The following is a 22449-nucleotide window of genomic DNA, read 5'->3' on the forward strand; positions in this document are numbered from 1 at the left end:
AAATAATAAAATATATACATATTATGAACTGGGAACTAATTAATAAGCTCCGCCGTTTTGCACGGACATCTTGGTTTAAGTCATTGTACCTGAATTTTGTAATGCTACCTTTTAAACAGGCAATTAGAATACCAATTATTGTGTCAAAATACACTTATTTCTATTCTCTTTCTGGCAGGATAGAACTCACATCTCCACCGAGCTTTGGCATGATTCGGTTCGGTTATTTTGGAGAGGATGTTATTACGCCAAAAGATGCTCGAACTCTTTTGCAAATAGAAGGTATAATGAAACTTGCATCGAATGTTCATTTTGGATGTGGAGTGGTTATCAGGGTAGAACCTGATGCGGTGTTAGATATAGAAACTAATGTAAGAGTTAGTAACCGCACTAAGATTATTTGTTATGACAACATTAAAATTTGCCATGATACGAGAATAGCTTGGGAGTGTCAACTTATTGATACCACATTTCATTATATGCGTAACATGAATGATAATTCTGTAACAGAATTGACAAAACTTATTGTAGTGGGTGCGCATAACTGGATTGGCAATAGGTGCAATATAATGAAGGGTGCTGTAATTCCCAATTATACGATTGTCGCTGCAGGCAGTTTGTGCAACAAACACTATGACTTCCCTCAGTATAGTTTGATTGCTGGGACACCTGCAAAATTAATAAAAACCGGTATATATCGTTGTCTTGATAAAGAGGAAGCCGAAATTAGAGCATCTTTAAAATGAAAATTCTTCAAACAATCGCAGGTTTCGGTGCACATAGCGGTGGAACATCCACTTGTACATACGATTTGCTTTCAGCAATGCGTGTAATTGGGTGTGATGTAGATTTAATGACCATCCAGTCAACAGACCTAATGGGTAAAGGTGAGGCATGGATAAAAGCATTGCCTAATGATGCTATTACTCCATACGGATATTCTCGAAATATGAATCGCTTTTTGAAACAAAACGATTACGACCTTTATCATACCAATGGTATGTGGATGCATTGTAATCACGCAACTTGTGTGACAGCTCGCAAAAAGGACAAACCTTATATCATCACACCGCATGGGATGCTATATCCGCAAGCTTTGGCTCGTTCGGCATGGAAAAAGAAAATCTTACTGAATTTTGGTGGTGTCAATCAAGACTTGCGCTTGGCTGATTGCATTCACTGCACATGCAAGGAAGAAATGATGCATTATCGCAATTTAGGATATAAAAATCCTGTGGCTGTCATTCCTAATCCGGTACCTGTCCCATCATTTGTAAATGATTTAATCCACGAACGTTATATAAAAAGAATCGGCTTTTTAGGACGATTGCATCCACGGAAGAATGTAGAAAGTCTATTGGATGCATGGATTTCATTAGGTATAGCAGTAAAAGACGCTCGGCTGGTTATTATGGGAAAGGGAGAGCCGCAATATGAACAAATGTTGAAAGAACGTGTGCGGCAGCATGGATTGAAAAATGTAGAGTTTGCCGGTTTCGTTACAGGACGAGAGAAGTTTGAACGACTGGCTTCATTGACAGCCTTATGTGTGCCGAGTGATTTTGAAAATTTCGGTATGATTGTGACCGAAGCCCTTTCTGTGGGTACTCCGGTTATTGCCAGTCTGGGTACGCCATGGGAAGAACTGAATACGGAACATTGCGGTTATTGGGTAAAGAATGATGTTCCGACATTGGCTGGAACGATTGCAGATGTTCTGTCCTTATCGGCAGAAGAGATTGCTCGTATGGGGGAAAATGGGAAACGGTTGGTACAGGCAAAGTATAAGGATACACAAGTGGCACTGATGATGAAGCAACTGTATGAATGGATGCTGAACGGGAGAGAAAAGCCAGATTTTGTGTATGAATAATTCGATTGATTTAATAGACTGAAGCTCTAGGCTTTTGCTTTTTCCTTTGGATTATTTCAAATTCGAACCAATTATTTCCTTGGATTTTTTCATTTTTTGGCGAATTATTTCCTTGGATAATTTAAAATCGTTATATTTGCATATTGGAAATCAATTGATTGGCGCTATGTATCACAAACGACTTATAGACGGTTATCTGAAGGAATGGGCTGAACGGGATACACACAAGCCTGTTTTGTTGCGTGGAGCACGTCAAGTGGGAAAATCTACGGCAGTACGCAATTTGAGTAAACAGTTTGAATATTTTGTAGAAATAAACTTTGAGAAACAGCCTGATTACAAGGCGTTTTTTAAAAATAACCTTGACGTTAAACGTATCACAGCCCAGCTTGCCGCAGTGTATGGAACGCCGGTTATAGCGGGTAAAACACTTTTATTCTTTGATGAGGTGCAAAGTTGTCCGGAAGCTATTATGGCACTGCGCTTCTTTAAAGAAGATATGCCGGATTTGCACATCATAGCCGCAGGTTCGTTGTTGGAGTTCGCATTGGCTGAATTGCCTACTTTTGGCGTGGGGCGCATACATTCCATGTTTATGTATCCGATGACTTTTGATGAGTTTTTAGAAGCGAACGGAGAAGATTTGCTATTGCAAGCGCGAAATGATGCCACATCCGACAATCCATTGCCCCAACCGTTGCATGACAAACTGATTGAGTTGATGCGAATCTATATGCTTGTGGGAGGCATGCCGGAAGTGGTGGACAAATGGGTATCTACGCACGATTTCATACAATGCCAAGAAGTACAAGACGACATTATAGTGAGTTATGAAGATGATTTTCCCAAATATCGGAAGAAAGTAGACCCGATGCTTCTCCGCTATACCTTGCGTAATGCGGCCGTACAGGCGACCAAAAAATTTGTTTATACGCAAGTGGGAGGAGGGTTCAAGATAAACGAAGTGAAGAAGGCCCTTGAAATGCTGGTACTGGCCGGTATTCTGATACCGGTGACACATACGGATGCTAACGGACTACCTTTTGGTAGTGAAGCGGATTTTTCTTATCGGAAAATGTTGTTGCTCGACACTGGTCTGATGCTTAGGTTACTTAATATGACTTTGGGGGATGTAACTGAAATTACTACACACGTACTGACAGCCAATGCTACGGATTTAGTAAACAAGGGAGCTATGGCCGAGCAAATAGCCGGTTTGGAACTATTGCGCTATCAAAGTCCGAATATCCGACATGATTTGTTCTACTGGGTACGTTTGTCGCGGAATTCACAAGCGGAAATCGATTATTTGATAGCTCATGGACAAGAGGTGGTGCCCATAGAGGTAAAAGCGGGTGTACAAGGTGGAATGAAAAGTTTATGGATGTTCATGCGTGAAAAGCATCTGTCGAAAGCAGTGAGATGTTCGTTGGAAAATTTTGGCGCATTTGACAATGTGGATGCAGAAGCAGACAATGCCGTCAGGCACGTGTGCATCTGTCCCTTGTATGCCATATCAATGATGCGCGCGCTCATTTAGGTAACGTTGTTATTTTACTCAATAATGACATTGTACTGCATAAAATAGCTTGATTTTGTGCAATAAGCATCATTATTTGAATAAAAGAGAGTTATTTATTCGTAGGACAATATGACTGAAACAATAATCGACTTGTCCAAGTATCACAACGCATTGAGCCGCCGGAATCAGGTAGTGAGGATGTTGTGGACCATTGTGTGGGGTGTCTTTGCCCGTCCTCTGCCACGTAGTGTAGGGAGCGGTTGGAAGCGTTTTCTATTGCGTCTGTTCGGAGCGAAGATTGACCGGACTGCTATTGTGTATTCGTCGGCAAAAGTGTATTATCCTGCCAACCTCATTATGGAACGGTATGCCTGTCTTGCCTCGGACGTGGACTGCTACAATGTGGCTCCTGTCCATATAGGGGCAAACACGACTGTTTCGCAAGGTGCTTATCTATGCACGGCAAGCCATGATATCACCAATCCGTTGAATCCTCTTGTCACTGCACCGATTGTTATAGAAGACCAGGCTTGGGTAGCTGCCGGAGCTTTTGTAGGGATGGGTGTGACGATAGGGCAGGGAGCAGTGGTCGGTGCACGGGCTGCAGTATTCAAAGATGTGGATGCTTGGACGGTAGTTGGAGGGAATCCGGCTAAGTTTATCAAGAAAAGAATTATTAAAGATATCGTATGATGATTTTCAATCCTATACAGACTAATGCCATGCCGTTGAAAGATAAATTGAAGAATATGGTATGGAGAATCGTGAATAAAACTTTATTTAGATTTACCCCCCCCTATTTAAGTTTATTTAGGAAATGGAGGGTGCTTTTAGTGAGGCTTTTTGGAGGGCAGGTAGATTGGAATGCTTCGTTGCATCCTACAGCTGTTATTGATTATCCATGGAATCTGATGATGAGAGAGAAAGCATCATTAGGAGAAAAATGTTGGGTGTATGCAATGGCGCCGATAAGTATCGGAGAATTGACTTGTATCGGGAAAGATGTCTATTTGTTAACCGGAAGTCATGATATTGAAAAAAGCACGTTTGATTTGGTGACTAAACCTATTAAAATAGGAAAGGGGTGTTGGATTGCTACAGCAGCTACGGTCTTACCCGGTATAGCAATAGGTGATTATTGTGTGGTAGCAGCCAATTCTGTAGTAATAAAGAATGTAGAGGCTTGCAGTGTAGTCGGTGGTAATCCAGCCAAGTTTATTAAGAAACGTATTATCAAATAATAATCCTTTATATGCTTGATCTTTCAGTCATTATCCTCACTTACAATGAGGAAATGCACATCCGTCGGTGTTTGGAAAATGTTGTGCCGATAGCCAAGGATGTCTTTATCATTGACAGCTTTTCCACTGACGCAACACTCGACATTGCCAAAGAGTTCGCCAATGTACATATCCTGCAAAACAAGTGGGAAAACAATTATGCCAGACAGTTTAATTGGGGTCTGGAACATGCAAATGTTACTACCCGATGGGTGTTGCGGTTGGATGCCGATGAATATTTGCTTCCCGAGCTGGTACAAGAATTGCAAGAGAAGTTGCCTTCGTTGCCCGATGATGTGACCGGCATCATTTTCAACCGCCGGCATATCTTTATGGACAAATGGATGAAGAGGGGCATTTATCCTGTAAAACTATTGAGGGTGTTCCGCTATGGAAAAGGTATGTGTGAGCAACGGCTGATGGACGAGCATATCCAGTTGACTGAAGGACGTGCTGTAGAATTTGAGCATGATTTCTGCGACCATAACCTGAATAATCTTTCCTGGTTTTGCCATAAGCACGTAAACTATGCGATTCGCGAAGCTGTAGACTTGCTGGATATAGAATTGGACCTGACGGGGGCTGCAGAAACGGACGAAAACAAGCAAATCAGTACGCAAGCCAAAGCCAAGCGGATGAAAAAGCACCAATATGCAAAGCAGCCTTTGTTTTGGCGGTCGTTCGCTTATTTCTGTTACCGCTATTTCTTGAAAGGTGCATGTCTGGATGGCAAAGTGGGTTTTATATGGACTTTCCTGCAAGGGTGGTGGTACCGCACACTGGTAGATGCCAAAATATATGAGATAAAGAAGGCTTGCGGAAACGATAAGGAGAAGATACGGGGGTATCTGAAAGAGGTATATAACATTCAATTATGAAAATATCAATTATTACCGCTACTTATAATAGCGGCACTACGTTGCGTGATACATTGGAGAGTGTGTTGTGTCAGACTTACCAGGACATCGAATGCCTGGTTGTTGACGGAGCCTCGAAAGACAATACGCTGGATATCGTGAAAAGTTATGAAACGAAGTTCGGCGGGAAACTGAGATATATCAGCGAACCGGATAAAGGCATTTATGATGCCATGAACAAGGGGATAACGATGGCGACAGGCGATGTGGTGGGCATACTTAATTCGGATGACTTCTACACAACAGATACGATACTGGAACAGGTGGCGGAAACAATGAAGGCGCAACCGATGATAGACGCGGTATATGGCGATGTGCATTATGTGGACGAGAAAGATTTAAGCCGGAGCGTGCGTTATTATTCTTCGCGTTTATTCAAACGCAGCCTGATGCGGTTCGGGTTCATGCCGGCACATCCTTCGTTTTATTGCCGGAGGGAGGTATACGAAAGATACGGGGCGTTTGATGTCTCGTATAAAGTGGCTGCTGATTTTGAAAATTTGCTCCGGCTGATATTTATCCATAAAATCCGTACACGTTATATTCCGGCAGATTTTGTGACCATGCGTATGGGTGGAGCTTCTTCATCGGGACTGAAAAGCCACCGGCAAATCATGAAAGACCATTTGCGTGCCATGAAGCAGAACGGGGTATTCTCGAATAGTTTGCTGCTTTGCTTCCGTTATCCTTATAAGGTAGGGGAGGTGGTATGGGCACGATTGACAGGCAGACGGGTTTGATAACTGGCTTTTTTTATGAAAAGAATATTTTTACTCTTCTTGCTGGCAGGGGTATTGGGAACGGCATCTGTCAAGGCACAGCCTGCCATACCTGCCGGGCAAGTGGATATCTTTATGGGAGTGGACTTGAATTACCGCGACTTGCTTCATAACGGACGGGTGTATGATTTCCTGATAAACCTGACTCCCGGCATCAAATGGAATATGGGTAAGGGATGGCAGGCTACGGCGCAAGCGTTTATCCCTGTTTATAATAATTATGGCGACCGGTATAAGAAGGTGCGGCTGACCATGGCTGTGCTTTCGAAAGAAATGAGTTTCCGTTCGCGCTGGTATCTGAAGGCTAGCGGAGGATTGTTCGGAAGCGAGCGTTACGGACTGGACCTGAAAGGAATGTATGTGGTGAATGACTGGCTGGCATTGGAAGCTCAAGCCGGTTGGACAGGATATTGCTCAATGGCAGCAGGCTGGGAAGCCAGCTTGCCGAAGCGTTTGACAGCATTGGCTGGAGCAGACTTTTATTTGAGTAAATGGAATACGCAATTTAGGGTGAGAGGCGGAAGGTTTGTGTATGAAGATTACGGTGCCATTGTAGAAGCCATGAGGCATTTCAGGCATTGTACGGTGGGTGTGTATGGGGAATACAGCAATGAAGGCGGGAAAAACGCGGGATTCAAGGTCGTGATGATGATACCGCCTTATAAGCGTCACCGCAGGAAGGTGAATTTCCGTCCTGCATCTAATTTCCGCCTGACTTATAGTTTGGAGGGAGATGCGTATGCCAATAAGATGTATGCGACAGATCCTGAAGAAAACGAACGGGAAGGATGGTTTGACCGGGAGGCGTTGAAATGGGGAAGCAATACGATGGAACCGGACTTTGAGAATGAAGAACGAAAAATGAAGAATGAAGAATGTGTACAAAATTAATCGATATTTTACCACAGAGGACACAGAGGCACACAGAGGCTTTAAAAATTTCCTCTGTGTTGCTCTGTGGTGAATTTTATCATATAAGCTAATTATGCTGATCAGGAGTTAAGGAGTTAAAAGGAGTTATCACTTCGCTACGCTCCGTTAGAAGTTAAGCCAATAGTTATGTTGGTGGGAGCATTAGTAAAAGTATTGGCTTAACTTCTTAACTTCTTAACTTCTTAACTCCTTCTAACTCCTGTGACGCATAACTACATTTAATTCCTGATTGATATTAATTATGAATAGTTACTTAAACGGTTTCCTTTTTTGCATTGCATTTTTATTGTCGGGAAGTTTGCTTTCGTTGTCGGCACAAGAATATGGAGGAATCACAGGCATGATTCATGTGCCTACGGCAGAAATGGCACCGGAAGGGGAAGCCCGTATCGGTGTGTTTTTTCTGAATGGGGAATTCTTGCCTGACCGTATTGCTTATCAAGGTACGAAGTATAATACGACAAACCATTTCCTCGCCATTACACCTTTTCCGTGGATAGAATTGTCGTATGTATGCACTCTCCTGAAAGGAGAAGACAATAAGGGTGAAGTAGGCTATAACATGAAGGACCGGCATTTCGCCGTGAAACTCCGTCCGCTGAAAGAAGGCAAGTGGTGGCCTGCCATAGCCATAGGGGCACAAGACCCGGGGCGTTCGGTGCCTGATAATGGAGACTATGCTTATTTTCAGAACTTTTATCTGGCAGCGAGCAAACATCTGGCATGGAAAGGGCATGAATGGGGAGTGCATCTGGCTTACCGGTATTACCGTTCGGACTTTAATATAAAATGGCGGGGAATAGCCGGAGGCATTACTTACCGCCCTTCGTTTGCAAAAAACTTCAGGGCAATAGTGGAATATACCGGAAACGATATAAATATAGGAGTGGACTGCCTGTTGTGGAGGCATCTGTTCTTGCAGGCAAGCCTGCAGGATGGGAGGCATTTTACAGGAGGGGCTTGCTTTAAAATCAATCTCTTGGGTAAGAAGAAAACGGTCCGCAAAGAAAAAGATGTGTATTGAATTTATGGTTTAACTAAATCTATTTTAAAGATGAAACAATTTGTAAAGTTGGGAATGTTCGCATTCCTTGGTGTGGCTTTCGCCACAAGTTTTGTTGGATGTAGTGATGACGATCCGGATTACAGCAGTGTAACACCGCCGGAAGTAGCCGTATCTCATAGTATCAGTGGCCGGGTGACGGGCATGGACGGTAAAGGGATTGTGGCGACTGTAAGCATGAACGGGACTTCTATGCAAACCGGTGCGGACGGTGTATTCCAATTTGAACGTGTGGAAGCCGGAAGTTATACGCTGACAGCTGAAGCGGAAGGAAAGCAATCGAGAGAAACGGTTGTTACGGTATCGGCAAGCGGAAGCGGAGCCAATGCGGTATGGAACGTAGCGTTGCCCAATGCCGGTACGACCGTTGAAATCGATGCCGATGGAGGTGCGGAAGCAAGCGTGACTTCGGAAACGATTGAAGGGAATGCGCAAGGTGCCGTGACGGTAGATGTGACCGTGGCTGAATCGACATTGCCGGAAGGCAGCTCGATTGTGATTACTCCTATTTACAGTATGGATGAGGCTGCAGAAAGGTCGCGTGCAAACGAGGAGGTGATGCTGATTGGTACGAATGTAGAAACTACGGATGCGGATGCCACTCTGGAGCAGCCTATCGCTTTGGCGTATGATGTAGAACCGGAAATGGCAGAGGCGGTAAGGGCACGGAAGTATGAAAACGGACAATGGACGGATGCTGAATATACTGTGGAGAACGGTCGGGTAACTGTTATGGCTGACCAGTTTACGTCTTATTCATTGACCTTGGATGCGGATGTATCTTCTTCTTCCAGTTCAGTCGCTTTGGATTTTGGACAAGGCTTGTGGGATAACCTGTATGGGAGCGGGGATATGTCGGTGGCTTCTGCTTCTTTCTCATACCACATCGGTATGGAAATCACTTCATCGGGTACTGACCGGATTACGGCTTATTTGATAGAAATATTAGCCAGAATGGCAGGCGCTTCTGTCTCTACGGCTATAGGCAATTATCCGATTGGCGTGACTCTGCCCATCGGTACGGCTTTGCAAATTAGCGGTACGCAGCAAGTAACGCTTTGGACCGTTTCTGCATTGGGGCATTCGGCATCGGGCAGACAATATGGAGATATGTCTATATCTGCTCAGGCTTATAACCGGGAACACAATGGAGGAACCAATTAACACGATGTTTGTAAAAGCTGCTTGGCAGTTTTGCTCATAATTTGGCAGGCATCCGATTATTGAACACAGAGACACAGAGGTACAGAGAAATAAATAGAGAGACGACAAAATTCACAGAGCCTGTTTTTTCTCCGTGATCTTTATCCTCTCTAAAAAATAAAACTCTGTGTCTCTGTGCCTCTGTGTTCAATTTTTTTTCGTAAACCAATTTGTTTTACTATAAAGCGTTTGGAAGATGGGATGAAAAGCGGGCTTCGGCATCTTTTTTAAAATCAGTTAAATGTGAAATAATTATTCTAATATTTTGTTGTACATGATATTATTTGTATCTTTGCACGCGAGATGAATGAGAAGGTGGAGGGGCGGTAAAGCTCCTTTTTTTATTCTTAATAGTATTACATGATAGAAAAAAACGTGGTAACCCGGATTGTCGAGGAATGGCTGGACGGGAAAGATTATTTTCTGGTAGATGTCTCTGTAAGTCCGGATGACAAGATTGTAGTTGAAATCGACCATGCGGACGGCGTATGGATTGATGATTGTGTGGACTTGAGCCGGTACATCGAATCGAGACTGAGCCGGGAAGACGAGGATTATGAGCTGGAAGTCGGTTCGGCAGGAATCGGCCAGCCGTTTAAAGTGTTGAAACAATATCAAATCTACATCGGGAAAGAGGTAGAGGTGATGGACAATACCGGGAAGAAATGGAAAGGCGTGCTGGCGGATGCCAACGAGGAGAACTTTACCGTTACGATGACGGTAAAGGTGAAGCCTGAAGGGGCAAAACGTCCGAAGCTGGTAGAACAGAACGTGACTTTTACGTATGATGAAATAAAATACACCAAATACTTAATTAGCTTTAAATAAATTATGGCGAAGAAAGAACCTGCTGTCAGCTTGATTGACACATTTTCGGAGTTTAAAGAACTGAAGAATATCGACCGCACTACGATGGTGAGCGTGTTGGAAGAATCGTTCCGTAGTGTAATAGCGAAGATGTTCGGTACAGACGAGAATTATGATGTAATCGTTAATCCGGATAAAGGAGATTTTGAGATATGGCGCAATCGGGAGGTTGTTGCAGACGAAGATTTTGCCAATCCGAACCGGCAGATTTCGCTGACCGAAGCCCGCAAGATAGATGCTTCGTATGAGGTGGGTGAAGAAGTGACGGATGAAGTGATTTTCGAGAAGTTCGGCCGGCGTGCCATTCTGAACCTTCGCCAGACGTTGGCTTCGAAGATATTGGAACTGGAAAAAGACTCCTTATATAATAAGTATATCGACCGGGTTGGAACCATTATTGCGGCTGAGGTGTATCAGATATGGAAGAAGGAAATCCTGTTGTTGGATGATGAGGGCAACGAACTGTTGCTTCCGAAGGCAGAACAGATTCCGAGTGATTTTTACCGGAAAGGCGAGACCGTGCGTGCGGTAGTGGCGCGTGTGGACAACAAGAACAATAATCCGAAGATTATCTTGAGCCGTACGGCGCCGGAGTTCTTGCAGCGTCTGTTCGAACAGGAAGTTCCTGAAATCAATGACGGTTTGATTACCATCAAGAAGATTGCCCGCATCCCCGGCGAACGCGCCAAGATTGCGGTTGAGTCGTATGATGACCGGATTGACCCTGTAGGCGCTTGTGTGGGAGTGAAGGGTTCGCGCATTCATGGCATTGTGCGTGAATTGCGGAATGAGAATATTGACGTTATTAACTATACATCGAATATCCAGTTGTTCATCCAGCGTGCATTGAGCCCGGCTACGGTTTCTTCGATTGTGATGCACGAAGAAGAAAAACGGGCGGAAGTGTACCTGAAGCCGGAAGAGGTTTCATTGGCTATCGGTAAGGGAGGCATGAATATCAAGTTGGCAAGTATGCTGACCGAATATACGATAGACGTATACCGTGAAGTGGATGAGAATGCGGTAGATGAAGATATTTATCTGGACGAGTTCAAGGATGAAATCGACGGATGGGTAATTGATGCCATCAAAGGCATCGGCATTGAAACGGCAAAAGGCGTGTTGAATGCTCCGCGTGAGATGTTGATTGAGAAAGCCGATTTGGAGGAAAATACGGTAGATGATGTATTGAGAATTTTGAAAGCCGAGTTCGAGGAAAGCGGAAGTGACAGTTGATTGATAGTGGATAACGCCAGAAACGGCATCATCACTATGAATGATTAACTGTTAATTATCAATTATTTTCGGACTCTATTAAAAACAGAAAGATTTATGACGATAAGACTGAACAAAGTAACAAGAAATTTGAATGTAGGGATTGCTACGGTGGTGGACTTTTTGCAAAAGCAAGGATATACTGTTGAAGCCAATCCGAATACGAAAATAACGGAAGAACAATATGCTGCACTTGTGAAAGAGTTTAGCAAAGACAAAGATTTGAAAATAGAGTCCGAAAAAATTTCTCAAGAACGGCAGAATAAGGAACATAACATGGCTTCCGTTTCGATAGAAGGCTTGCAGGCGAGAAAAAAGAAACCGGAAGAGATTGAGACCGTAGTTCCGGCAGATGTCATTCCGCAGCTTAAGCCTGTGGGAAAAATTGATTTGGATAGCTTGAATAAGAAGAAAGTAAAAGCGGCTTCAGCCGGACCGGTAGCGGAGAAGGCTGGAAAAACAGAACCGGAAGCGTTGGTTTCGGAAAACGTGGGAGAGAAAGATAATGTGTCTGCCCATGAAGAGTCTCATGTAGAAAAGCCGCAGGATATAGAACAGATAAATGAAAACCTTGAACGGCCTGAACCGGAACAAAAGGCAGAGGGCGTGAAACCTAATTTAATGGAAGAAAAAAAAGAAACTCCTGAAGTGCAGACGGCTGAAGAAACTACGGATGATGGAATATTTAAGATTCGCCCGACAGAGTTTAAATCGAAGATTAATGTAGTAGGTCAGATTGACTTGGCTATGCTTAACCAGTCTACCCGTCCGAAGAAGAAATCGAAAGAAGAAAGACGGAAAGAACGCGAAGAAAAGGACAAGTTGCGTTTGGAACAACGGAAGCAGATGAAAGACGCTATTATCAAGGAAATCCGGAAAACCGATGAAAAGGCGGAAAAGGGAAATGACGGGGATAATAGTGCGAAGAAAAAACGGAACCGCATCAATAATAAGGAACGTGTGGACATCAATGCTGCCGGAAGCGGTGTTGTCATGAAGAATGAGCGCCCGGGGAAGAATGCGTCCCAAGGTGGAGGCAAGCATAACAAAGACCGTTTTAAGAAATCTGTTGTGAAGCCGGAAGTGAATGATGAGGATGTGGCAAAGCAGGTAAAGGAAACGTTGGCACGTCTGACTAATAAGGGAAAGAACAAGGCGGCCAAGTATCGGAAAGAGAAACGCGAAACGATTCAGAACCGCCAGCTGGAGCAGGAAGAACTGGAACAGGAAGAAAGCAAAGTGCTGAAACTGACCGAGTTCGTTACAGCCAATGAGTTGGCAAGCATGATGAACGTATCGGTTACTCAGGTCATCTCGACTTGTATGAGTGTCGGGATTATGGTTTCTATCAACCAGCGTCTGGATGCTGAAACCATCAATCTGGTTGCAGAAGAATTCGGATTCAAGACAGAATATGTCAGCGCCGAAGTGGCTCAGGCTGTAGAGGAAGAAGCGGATGCGGAAGAAGATTTGCAGCCTCGTGCCCCGATTGTTACGGTGATGGGGCACGTAGACCATGGAAAGACATCGTTGTTGGACTATATCCGTAAGGCAAATGTCATTGCAGGCGAGGCTGGAGGAATTACGCAGCACATCGGAGCTTATAATGTGAAGTTGGAGGACGGCCGTCACATCACGTTCCTGGATACTCCGGGACACGAAGCGTTTACTGCCATGCGTGCCCGTGGTGCGAAAGTAACCGATGTGGTTATTGTCATTGTGGCTGCCGATGATAACGTGATGCCGCAAACGAAAGAAGCACTTAACCATGCGATGGCAGCCGGTGTCCCTATCGTATTTGCCATCAACAAAATAGATAAACCGAATGCCAATCCGGACAAGATTAAGGAGGAATTGGCTCAAATGAACTTCTTGGTAGAAGAATGGGGAGGCAAGTACCAGTCTCAGGATATTTCGGCAAAAAAAGGTACCGGCGTGAAAGAATTGCTGGAAAAGGTACTGTTGGAAGCCGAGATGCTGGATTTGAAAGCCAATCCGAACCGGAAAGCTACGGGATCCATTATTGAATCGTCTTTGGATAAAGGACGTGGTTATGTAGCTACCGTATTGGTATCAAACGGTACGTTGCATGTGGGCGATATTGTGCTTGCCGGTAAATATTACGGTAAGATAAAAGCCATGTTTAACGAACGTAACCAGCGTATGAAAGAGGCTGGCCCTTCGGAACCGGTTTTGATACTGGGATTGAACGGAGCACCAGCAGCGGGTGATACGTTCCATGTATTCGATACAGACCAGGAAGCTCGTGAAATAGCCAATAAGCGTGAACAGCTTCAGCGTGAACAAGGTTTGCGTACGCAAAAGATGCTTACATTGGATGAAGTGGGACGCCGTTTGGCATTGGGTGATTTCCACGAGTTGAATGTCATTGTGAAGGGTGATGTGGACGGTTCCGTTGAAGCCTTGAGCGATTCGTTGATTAAGTTGTCTACCGAACAGATTCAGGTGAATGTCATCCATAAGGGAGTAGGGCAGATTTCTGAGTCGGATGTATCGTTGGCGGCCGCTTCGGATGCCATTATCGTTGGCTTCCAGGTTCGTCCTTCGAGCAATGCCGCTAAGTTGGCAGAGCAAGAAGGTGTGGATATCCGCAAGTATTCGATTATCTATGATGCGATAGAAGAAGTGAAATCGGCAATGGAAGGCATGTTGGCTCCGACCATGAAAGAGCAGGTAACCGCCACCATTGAGGTACGTGAAGTATTCAACATCAGCAAGGTGGGTATGGTAGCCGGTGCGATGGTGAAGACCGGTAAAGTGAAACGTACCGATAAAGCGCGCTTGATTCGCGATGGTATCGTTATCTTTACAGGGGCAATCAATGCGTTGAAGCGCTTCAAGGACGATGTGAAAGAAGTAGGAACCAACTTCGAATGCGGTATCAGCCTGACCAATTGCAACGACTTGAAAGTCGGTGATGTCATCGAGACATTCGAAGAAGTGGAAGTGAAACAAACTTTATAATCAATGAATAATTAGCAATGAACAATGAATAACGAGTGGAAGGAATGCATCTTCGTTATTCATTGTTCATTGTTAGTTATTCATTATTAATTGTTAATTAGAAAGTGTCTCCGCTAGACTGGTTTATAGCAGGTATAATTGCTTTGGGAGTTGCCATAGGTTGTATAAAAGGAGCCATCCGGCAATTGGCTTCCATTGTGGGACTGCTTACAGGTTTGCTGGTAGCACGTGCCTTGTTTGTGGTTGTGGGGGACAGACTGGGTGAAGAGTTAGGTACTTCGGTTACGTTTGCCCGTATATTGGCATTTATTCTAATCGGCGTATTGGTGCCGGTTGTTTTTCTTTTTTTGTCTTCTGCGTTGACCCGTATCGTGAATGGATTGCAGCTGGGATGGGTCAATCGGCTCTTAGGCGCAGGATTGGGAGCTGTCAAGTATATGCTATTAGTGAGCATTGCCATCCATTGTCTGGAATTTATTGATTCTGAAGATAGCTTAATCACCTCAACCAATAAGCAACAATCTTTGTTATATATTCCGGTAAAGGATAGTGCAAGCTATTTTTATCCGGTCATAAAGGACGTTACGAAAAAATTAATCAATTGATATATGCAGTTAGAACCCAATAAATATGTAAAAGAATTAACCCAGGAAAAGTACAAGTACGGATTTACGACGGATGTTCAGACTGATATAATCGAAAAAGGGCTGAACGAAGATGTCGTGCGGTTGATTTCTGCCAAAAAGCAGGAGCCAGACTGGTTGCTTGACTTCCGATTGAAGGCATTCCGGTATTGGCAGACATTGGAAATGCCGACATGGGCGCACTTGACGATTCCTGAAATCGATTATCAGGCTATTTCGTATTATGCTGATCCGACAAAGAAGAAAGACGGTCCGAAAAGCCTGGAGGATGTAGACCCGGAACTATTGAAAACGTTTAATAAGTTGGGCATTCCCTTGGAAGAACAACTTGCCTTGAGTGGTATGGCTGTAGATGCAGTCATGGACTCTGTTTCGGTCAAGACAACATTTAAAGAGACCTTGATGGAGAAGGGCATTATTTTCTGCTCCATGAGCGAGGCTGTGCGTGAACATCCGGATTTGGTGAAGAAATACTTAGGTTCGGTAGTAGGCTATCGCGATAATTTCTTTGCCGCACTTAATTCGGCAGTGTTCAGTGACGGTTCGTTTGTCTATATTCCGAAAGGTGTACGTTGTCCGATGGAACTTTCGACTTATTTCCGTATCAATGCGGCAAATACGGGACAATTCGAGCGTACGCTAATCGTGGCGGATGATGACAGCTATGTGTCTTACTTGGAAGGTTGTACGGCTCCGATGCGTGACGAGAACCAACTTCATGCCGCGATTGTGGAGATTGTGGTAATGAATCGGGCTGAAGTCAAATATTCGACGGTACAGAACTGGTATCCGGGTGATGCTGAAGGTAAAGGAGGCGTGTATAACTTTGTGACCAAGCGGGGCAACTGTAAGGGAAGAGACAGCAAACTGTCGTGGACGCAGGTTGAAACCGGTTCGGCAATTACCTGGAAATATCCCAGTTGCATTTTGAGCGGAGACAACTCGACGGCTGAGTTTTATTCGGTTGCCGTCACAAACAATTTCCAGCAGGCGGATACGGGGACGAAGATGATTCATTTAGGAAAGAATACCCGTTCGACAATTGTAAGCAAGGGCATCAGTGCCGGACGGAGCCAGAATTCATACCGTGGATTGGTGCGTGTGTCAGAGAAGGCGGATAATGCCCGTAACTATAGCCAATGCGACTCTTTGCTGTTGGGAAGCCATTGCGGAGCGCATACATTCCCTTATATGGATATTCACAACGAGACTGCAGTGGTAGAGCATGAGGCGACAACCTCGAAAATATCGGAAGACCAGTTGTTTTATTGTAACCAGCGGGGCATCCCGACCGAAGACGCTGTAGGCTTGATTGTAAACGGTTATGCAAAAGAAGTATTGAATAAACTTCCGATGGAGTTTGCCGTAGAAGCTCAAAAACTGCTTTCGGTTTCGTTGGAGGGAAGCGTAGGATAATGAAGAATTAAGAATGAAGAATGATGAATTAAATATGCAATGAGGAATGGGGGATGAGGAATCTGTTGATTCTTCATTCTTCATTCTTCATTCTTAATTTATAAAGTTTATGTTAGAAATAAAAGATTTACATGCCTCGATTAATGGCAAAGAAATATTGAAGGGAATTAACCTGACGGTAAAGACGGGTGAGGTGCATGCGATTATGGGACCGAACGGTTCGGGAAAGAGTACGCTGAGTAATGTATTGGTAGGACATCCGGCATACGAGGTGACTCGAGGTTCGGTCATTTTCGACGGGAAAGACCTTTTGGCGATGAGTCCGGAAGACCGGAGTCATGAAGGATTGTTCTTATCGTTCCAGTATCCGGTAGAGATTCCGGGAGTGAGTATGGTGAATTTTATGCGTTCGGCTGTAAACGAACAACGTAAATATAAAGGACTTCCGGCACTGACTGCCAGCGAGTTCTTGAAACTGATGCGCCAGAAACGGGAAGTGGTAGAACTGGATAGCAAGCTGGCAAACCGTTCGGTGAACGAAGGATTCTCGGGTGGAGAAAAGAAGCGGAACGAAATCTTCCAGATGGCAATGCTGGAACCGAAGCTGAGTATTTTGGATGAAACGGATTCGGGACTGGATATTGATGCGTTGCGCATTGTAGCGGAAGGGGTGAACAAACTGAAAACCCCGAATACCAGTTGCATCGTCATTACCCATTACCAACGTTTGTTGGATTATATCAAGCCGGATATTGTACATGTATTATATAAAGGCAAGATTGTGAAGACAGCAGGTCCCGAACTGGCATTGGAACTGGAAGAAAAAGGTTATGATTGGATAAAGAAAGAATTGGGAGAGTGAATATGAAGGCAGAACAACAGTATATTGACCTTTTCACACAATGTGAGGCATTGATTTGCCGGCATAGTGCGGAAGGACTGAATGCGCCGAGGGCAAAAGCTTTTGCCGATTTTGAACGGCTGGGTTTTCCTACGCGTAAGCAGGAAAAATACAAATATACGGAGGTTGGGAAGTATTTTGCTCCGGATTTCGGATTGAATCTGAACCGCTTGGAGTTTCCGGTAAATCCGTATGAGGTATTCAAGTGTGATGTGCCCAATATGAGTACTTCCTTGTACTTTGTTATCAATGATTCGTTTGACAAGCATGACCATCCTTCTGCACAATTGCCGGAAGGTGTGCTTTTCGGAAGCCTGAAAGAGCTGGCTGTGCAGCATCCGGATTTGATAAAAAATCATTATGGAAAGCTTGCCGATACATCGAAAGACGGGCTTACGGCGTTCAATACGATGTTTGCTCAAGACGGTGTGTTGATGTATGTCCCCAAGAATGTAGTGATAGAAAAGCCCATTCAGTTGGTGAATATTCTGCGTGCGGATGTTGATACATTGTCGAACCGCCGTTTGCTGATTATTTTGGAAGAGGGTGCTCAAGCTAAGTTGTTGGTGTGTGACCATGCCATGGATAATGTGAATTTTCTTTCTACTCAGGTGACAGAAGTCTTTGTAGGGGAGAATGCTTACTTTGATTTGTATGAGTTGGAAGAAACACATAACAGTACCGTCCGTTTCAGTCAGTTGTTCGTAGAACAGCAGGCAGGAAGCAATGTCTTGTTGAACGGCATGACGCTGCATAACGGGACGACACGAAACACTACCGAAGTGCAGCTTGTGGGACGTGGGGCAGAGATAAGTCTGTGTGGCATGGCGATAGCCGATAAGAATGAACAGATAGATAACCATACGACAATAGACCACAAGGTACCTGACTGTACCAGCAATGAACTCTTTAAATATGTGCTCGATGACCAGGCGGTAGGTGCATTTGCCGGTAAGGTGTTGGTGCGTGAAGGTGCCCAGCATACTTCTTCCCAGCAGACGAACCGGAATATTTGTGCAACCCGTGAGGCCCGGATGTATACCCAGCCCCAGCTGGAAATCTATGCGGATGATGTGAAGTGTTCGCATGGAGCTACGGTAGGGCAGTTGGACGAAAACGCCTTGTTCTATATGCAGCAGCGAGGTATTCCGTTGAAAGAAGCCCGCTTGTTGCTGATGTTTGCTTTTGTCAACGAGGTAATTGATTACATCCGGATGGATGCTTTGAAAGACCGTCTGCACCGTTTGGTAGAAAAACGCTTCCGTGGCGAACTGAACAAGTGCCAAGGGTGTGCGATATGTAAATGAGTTTTTTGAGTTTTTAAGTTTGTAAGTTCTTAAGTTGACGTGATAGGGATTTAAAACTTAAAAACTCAAGGACCCAAGAACTCAAAAACTCAAGAACTTAATATGTACGATATTTCAAAAATCAGAGAAGATTTCCCGATTCTTTCACGAACGGTATATGGGAAGCCTCTTGTATATTTAGACAATGGAGCGACAACTCAAAAGCCACGTTGTGTGGTAGAGTCAATTACCGATGAGTATTATTCGGTAAATGCCAATGTGCATCGGGGGGTTCATTTCCTTTCACAACAAGCTACTAATCTGCACGAAGCTTCGCGCGAGACTGTGAGGAAATTCATCAATGCCCGCAGTACAAGCGAAATCGTTTTTACCCGGGGGACTACGGAGAGCATCAATCTGGTGGCCTCCACTTTTGCGGACAGCCAGATGCAGGCAGGCGATGAAGTGATTGTGTCGGTCATGGAGCATCATAGCAATATTGTTTCGTGGCAATTACAGGCAGCCCGTAAAGGAATTGTATTGAAAGTAATCCCGATGAACGACCGGGGAGAATTGTTGCTGGATGAATACGAGAAGCTTTTTTCTCCACGTACCCGTATCGTGTCGGTAACTCATGTATCCAATGTGTTGGGTACGGTTAATCCGGTAGATAAATTAATAGAGATAGCGCATGCCCACAATGTGCCGGTCTTGATTGACGGGGCGCAAAGCATTCCTCATTTGCCGGTAGATGTACAGAAGTTGGATGCCGATTTTTATGTATTCAGCGGACATAAGGTATACGGACCGACAGGCATCGGTGTATTGTACGGCAAAGAAACGTGGCTTGACAAGCTTCCTCCCTATCAGGGCGGGGGAGAAATGATTAAGAATGTAAGTTTTGAGAAAACAACATTTAATGAACTGCCCTTCAAATTCGAGGCGGGCACACCCGATTATATCGGCAGTACAGCCTTGGCTAAAGCATTGGATTATGTGTCTGCAATCGGTATGGAGAATATTGAGGCATACGAACATGAATTGACTTCCTATGCAATGGAACGCTTGAAAGCAATTCCGGGTATGCGTATCTTCGGCGAAGCAGAGCAAAAAGGAGCGGTTATTTCATTCTTAGTCGGAAACATTCATCATTTTGATATGGGAACCTTGCTCGACCGGTTGGGCATTGCCGTCCGTACCGGACATCATTGTGCCGAGCCGCTGATGCATCGGTTGGGGATAGAAGGTACGGTCCGTGCATCGTTTGCGCTTTACAATACGAAGGAAGAAATAGATACTTTGGTAGCCGGTATTGAACGGGTAGTGAAAATGTTTTGATAAGAGCCTGTTTAAATTTTGCTCAGGTTAATTTTGCGAATTGTTTTCGAGGATGTTTTTCTGATTTTATGAGGAGGATAGCGGGCTATCTGACGAATAAAATCGGGAAAACAGACCGGAAACAAACGCAAAAGAACCTGATAGAATATTACTTTATTGGAAAATTTAAACAGGCTCTAAATGAAGAATGAAGAATGAGGAGTCTTGTTAACGACCTCTTATTCTTCATTCTTTATTTTTTATTTACCAAAGTCTTCATACATCATCAGCAGGTGCGAAGCACTCCAACTGAAGTGTGAAGCTTGAAGCAGTTCGCCATTATGTGTGCCATAATTTTCATGAATCGGCGCATCACCGGTCAGCCCTTGGCAACGGTCGAATACTTGCATTGTATATTTATCTGCTAACTCTTTGTAACCATAATTGCGTAATCCACGAATGGCTTGATACGTCTGGTCAAGCCAGATAGGACCTCTCCAATATCCGTTCGGGTCACATTTGGGATTGTCTGCAGCAGCTGTCGGGAAAGGAATATACGTTGAGAACTTGGTTGTGTCGGTCAACAGCACCAGTGCTTTTTCCATTTGTTCCTTGCTGGCTATCTTTGTCCAAAAGGGTGTATATCCTTCACATGCAGGCTCTGCAATGAAGCTGCCGTCAGCGATGCGTTTGTCACAGAACCATCCTATCTTGTCGTTAAAGAAATAATCAGCAACTTTATCGCTGTAGTCCGGTCCGTCGAAACTGCTTCCGATGAGTCCGGCGAACTTTTTCAGCAATTTGCATTCGTATGCTAAATACGCATTGAGGTCGACGCTTTCCTGATCAAGACTCCATGCATCGCTTCCGTTTTTCAGCATCTTGGCATTGTCGAAACGAATCGCATTGTCCATGCCGCTTTCCCATCCGGCTGCTTCCAGTGTTCCGTCGGTTGAGCCGAATTCACACATGCCGTTACGGTTATGGTCACGTTTTTGATACCACCATTTATAATAAGCGAGCAGCTGCGGATACATTTCTTTTACAAATGCGGTGTCTTGGTTGTAAGTGAAGATTTCGTCCACAGCCCAGCATACCAAGGGTGGTTTGCTGTCGCGTGCATTGTTCTCGGCGGAGTTGGTATAGATACAGTCGATAATCATGCCGTCCGGCTGCTGGTAATCAAACATGGCACGGATGTTATTTTTTGCCAGTTCAGGCGCAAAGCGTGCCAATGCTGCCGAGAAACGCCAGCTGTCCCATGCCCAAAAGCCAATGAAATAAGGTACGGCATGGCTGGGGATAACTCCTTCATGCAGAAGGCCTTCACGATGTGTACGCCAGTTAGAGATGAGGGTGACGGCTGATTTTACAGCTACACGGTCGTATTCATGCTTCATGTCTTTGCGTAAAATCTTTTGCAGGTAAGTTTGCCAGCGGTCGTCGTTCTTTTGCAGCGCCGCTTCGGTATTTTGAAGTAGGGCGATGCTTTTCTGTGTACCTGATGCCAATTCTTCGTTTGTAAAATAGAAAGAGATGGCTACATTGGTTTGGCTGCATTGCGCATCGGTTTGTGCCGTATAATTTTTGCCGTCGCATGTCAAGGTTACTCCCGGCATGAATGTCAGTTGTACGATTTCACCGTTGGGGTGACGTGCCGTAATGGTCTGATCTTCCTGTTCCAACCGGATATTGTTGTTCCAGTCTTTTCCGGTAATGATGAACCCCTTATCGGCATTGCTGGTGATTTGCAGCAGTGCTGTCGAACTGTTTATGAAATTCATACGTTGTTCGATGGTGCCGGTTTCGGAAGAGGAAGCCATGTATACTTCACCCGGAAAATAAGAAGTGGAATCCGGTGAAAGGCCATCTGCCCCGTTTTGGAAGTCAACGCTGACTGCTGATTGTGCAAACCAGATACGGTTGTCGATGCTGAACGGCCCGCAGAATCCGTTTACCCATTTATCTGCTTGTGGAATCATGAATCCCATCCAAGAGCCGGCATCCGTAAAGCATCCGGCACGGCGGACAGTCGAGTCAGGGGTAAGCGTTATGTTTAAGATGTTGCCGAACTCATAACGGAGGTCGGTATGTGCCTCTTGTACCGTCGGGCTACAGGCGGCAAGCCCAGCGGTAAGGCAAGAGAACAATAGGGTTTTGATTGTTGTCGTATTCATGGTGCTTGTGT

General features: G+C 44.6%; 19 protein-coding genes. 18 read left to right on the top strand and 1 reads right to left on the bottom strand.

From position 1 onward, the window contains the following. Positions 1-23: 23 nt before the first annotated feature. The 18 genes from BACSA_RS13875 to BACSA_RS13960 all read left to right on the top strand — a co-directional run bounded on the left by BACSA_RS13875 (position 24) and on the right by BACSA_RS13960 (position 20282). The gene (locus tag BACSA_RS13875; protein WP_013618666.1) at positions 24-746 is read left to right on the top strand and encodes an acyltransferase; all 723 of its coding nucleotides are present in this window, start codon (positions 24-26) and stop codon (positions 744-746) included. Next, positions 743-1873 carry a glycosyltransferase gene (locus tag BACSA_RS13880; protein WP_013618667.1) on the top strand — a complete coding sequence of 377 codons (1131 nt, stop codon included), beginning with the start codon at positions 743-745 and terminating at the stop codon, positions 1871-1873. The genes BACSA_RS13875 and BACSA_RS13880 overlap by 4 nt, the downstream gene beginning before the upstream one ends. Positions 1874-2039: 166 nt before the next feature. Beyond that, on the top strand, positions 2040-3413 hold the full coding sequence (locus tag BACSA_RS13885; protein WP_041584049.1) for an ATP-binding protein: 1374 nt from the start codon (positions 2040-2042) through the stop codon (positions 3411-3413). A 111-nt stretch (positions 3414-3524) separates the two neighbouring features. After that, positions 3525-4088 carry an LbetaH domain-containing protein gene (locus BACSA_RS13890; protein WP_013618669.1) on the top strand — a complete coding sequence of 188 codons (564 nt, stop codon included), beginning with the start codon at positions 3525-3527 and terminating at the stop codon, positions 4086-4088. Further along, on the top strand, positions 4085-4636 hold the full coding sequence (locus BACSA_RS13895; protein ID WP_041584050.1) for a DapH/DapD/GlmU-related protein: 552 nt from the start codon (positions 4085-4087) through the stop codon (positions 4634-4636). The genes BACSA_RS13890 and BACSA_RS13895 overlap by 4 nt, the downstream gene beginning before the upstream one ends. 11 nt (positions 4637-4647) lie before the next feature. Continuing rightward, complete coding sequence (locus tag BACSA_RS13900; protein WP_013618671.1) at positions 4648-5553, top strand: glycosyltransferase family 2 protein; 906 nt, start codon at positions 4648-4650, stop codon at positions 5551-5553. Further along, positions 5550-6332: a glycosyltransferase family 2 protein gene (locus BACSA_RS13905; RefSeq protein WP_013618672.1), complete on the top strand. Its 783-nt coding sequence runs from the start codon at positions 5550-5552 to the stop codon at positions 6330-6332. Before BACSA_RS13900 ends, BACSA_RS13905 begins: the two co-directional genes overlap by 4 nt. A 15-nt stretch (positions 6333-6347) precedes the next feature. Continuing rightward, complete coding sequence (locus BACSA_RS13910) at positions 6348-7262, top strand: hypothetical protein (RefSeq protein ID WP_013618673.1); 915 nt, start codon at positions 6348-6350, stop codon at positions 7260-7262. Positions 7263-7545: 283 nt separating this feature from the next. Continuing rightward, positions 7546-8328, top strand: coding sequence for a YjbH domain-containing protein (locus BACSA_RS13915; protein WP_013618674.1), 783 nt, complete (start codon positions 7546-7548; stop codon positions 8326-8328). Positions 8329-8358: 30 nt separating this feature from the next. Continuing rightward, positions 8359-9531 carry a carboxypeptidase-like regulatory domain-containing protein gene (locus BACSA_RS13920; RefSeq protein ID WP_013618675.1) on the top strand — a complete coding sequence of 391 codons (1173 nt, stop codon included), beginning with the start codon at positions 8359-8361 and terminating at the stop codon, positions 9529-9531. Between the two features lie 399 nt (positions 9532-9930). After that, positions 9931-10398: a ribosome assembly cofactor RimP gene (rimP, locus tag BACSA_RS13925; protein ID WP_013618676.1), complete on the top strand. Its 468-nt coding sequence runs from the start codon at positions 9931-9933 to the stop codon at positions 10396-10398. Positions 10399-10401: 3 nt separating this feature from the next. Next, the gene (gene nusA / locus BACSA_RS13930) at positions 10402-11673 is read left to right on the top strand and encodes a transcription termination factor NusA (RefSeq protein ID WP_013618677.1); all 1272 of its coding nucleotides are present in this window, start codon (positions 10402-10404) and stop codon (positions 11671-11673) included. A gap of 96 nt (positions 11674-11769) precedes the next feature. After that, on the top strand, positions 11770-14697 hold the full coding sequence (infB, locus tag BACSA_RS13935) for a translation initiation factor IF-2 (RefSeq protein ID WP_013618678.1): 2928 nt from the start codon (positions 11770-11772) through the stop codon (positions 14695-14697). A gap of 104 nt (positions 14698-14801) precedes the next feature. Continuing rightward, complete coding sequence (locus BACSA_RS13940) at positions 14802-15302, top strand: CvpA family protein (protein WP_013618679.1); 501 nt, start codon at positions 14802-14804, stop codon at positions 15300-15302. A 3-nt stretch (positions 15303-15305) separates the two neighbouring features. Further along, entirely contained in the window at positions 15306-16757 is a 1452-nt protein-coding gene (gene sufB, locus BACSA_RS13945; RefSeq protein ID WP_013618680.1) for a Fe-S cluster assembly protein SufB, read from the top strand. Positions 16758-16866: 109 nt separating this feature from the next. Further along, entirely contained in the window at positions 16867-17619 is a 753-nt protein-coding gene (sufC, locus tag BACSA_RS13950) for a Fe-S cluster assembly ATPase SufC (RefSeq protein ID WP_013618681.1), read from the top strand. A gap of 2 nt (positions 17620-17621) precedes the next feature. Beyond that, positions 17622-18965 (top strand): Fe-S cluster assembly protein SufD, encoded by a 1344-nt coding sequence (gene sufD, locus BACSA_RS13955; RefSeq protein WP_013618682.1) that lies wholly within the window; start codon positions 17622-17624, stop codon positions 18963-18965. 102 nt (positions 18966-19067) lie between these two features. After that, positions 19068-20282 carry an aminotransferase class V-fold PLP-dependent enzyme gene (locus BACSA_RS13960; protein WP_013618683.1) on the top strand — a complete coding sequence of 405 codons (1215 nt, stop codon included), beginning with the start codon at positions 19068-19070 and terminating at the stop codon, positions 20280-20282. A gap of 239 nt (positions 20283-20521) precedes the next feature. Here BACSA_RS13960 and BACSA_RS13970 read toward each other — a convergent pair whose 3' ends face one another. Then, the gene (locus tag BACSA_RS13970; RefSeq protein WP_013618684.1) at positions 20522-22438 is read right to left on the bottom strand and encodes an MGH1-like glycoside hydrolase domain-containing protein; all 1917 of its coding nucleotides are present in this window, start codon (positions 22436-22438) and stop codon (positions 20522-20524) included. Positions 22439-22449: the final 11 nt, after the last annotated feature.

Source organism: Phocaeicola salanitronis DSM 18170, assembly GCF_000190575.1.
Classification (GTDB): Bacteria; Bacteroidota; Bacteroidia; order Bacteroidales; family Bacteroidaceae; genus Phocaeicola; species Phocaeicola salanitronis.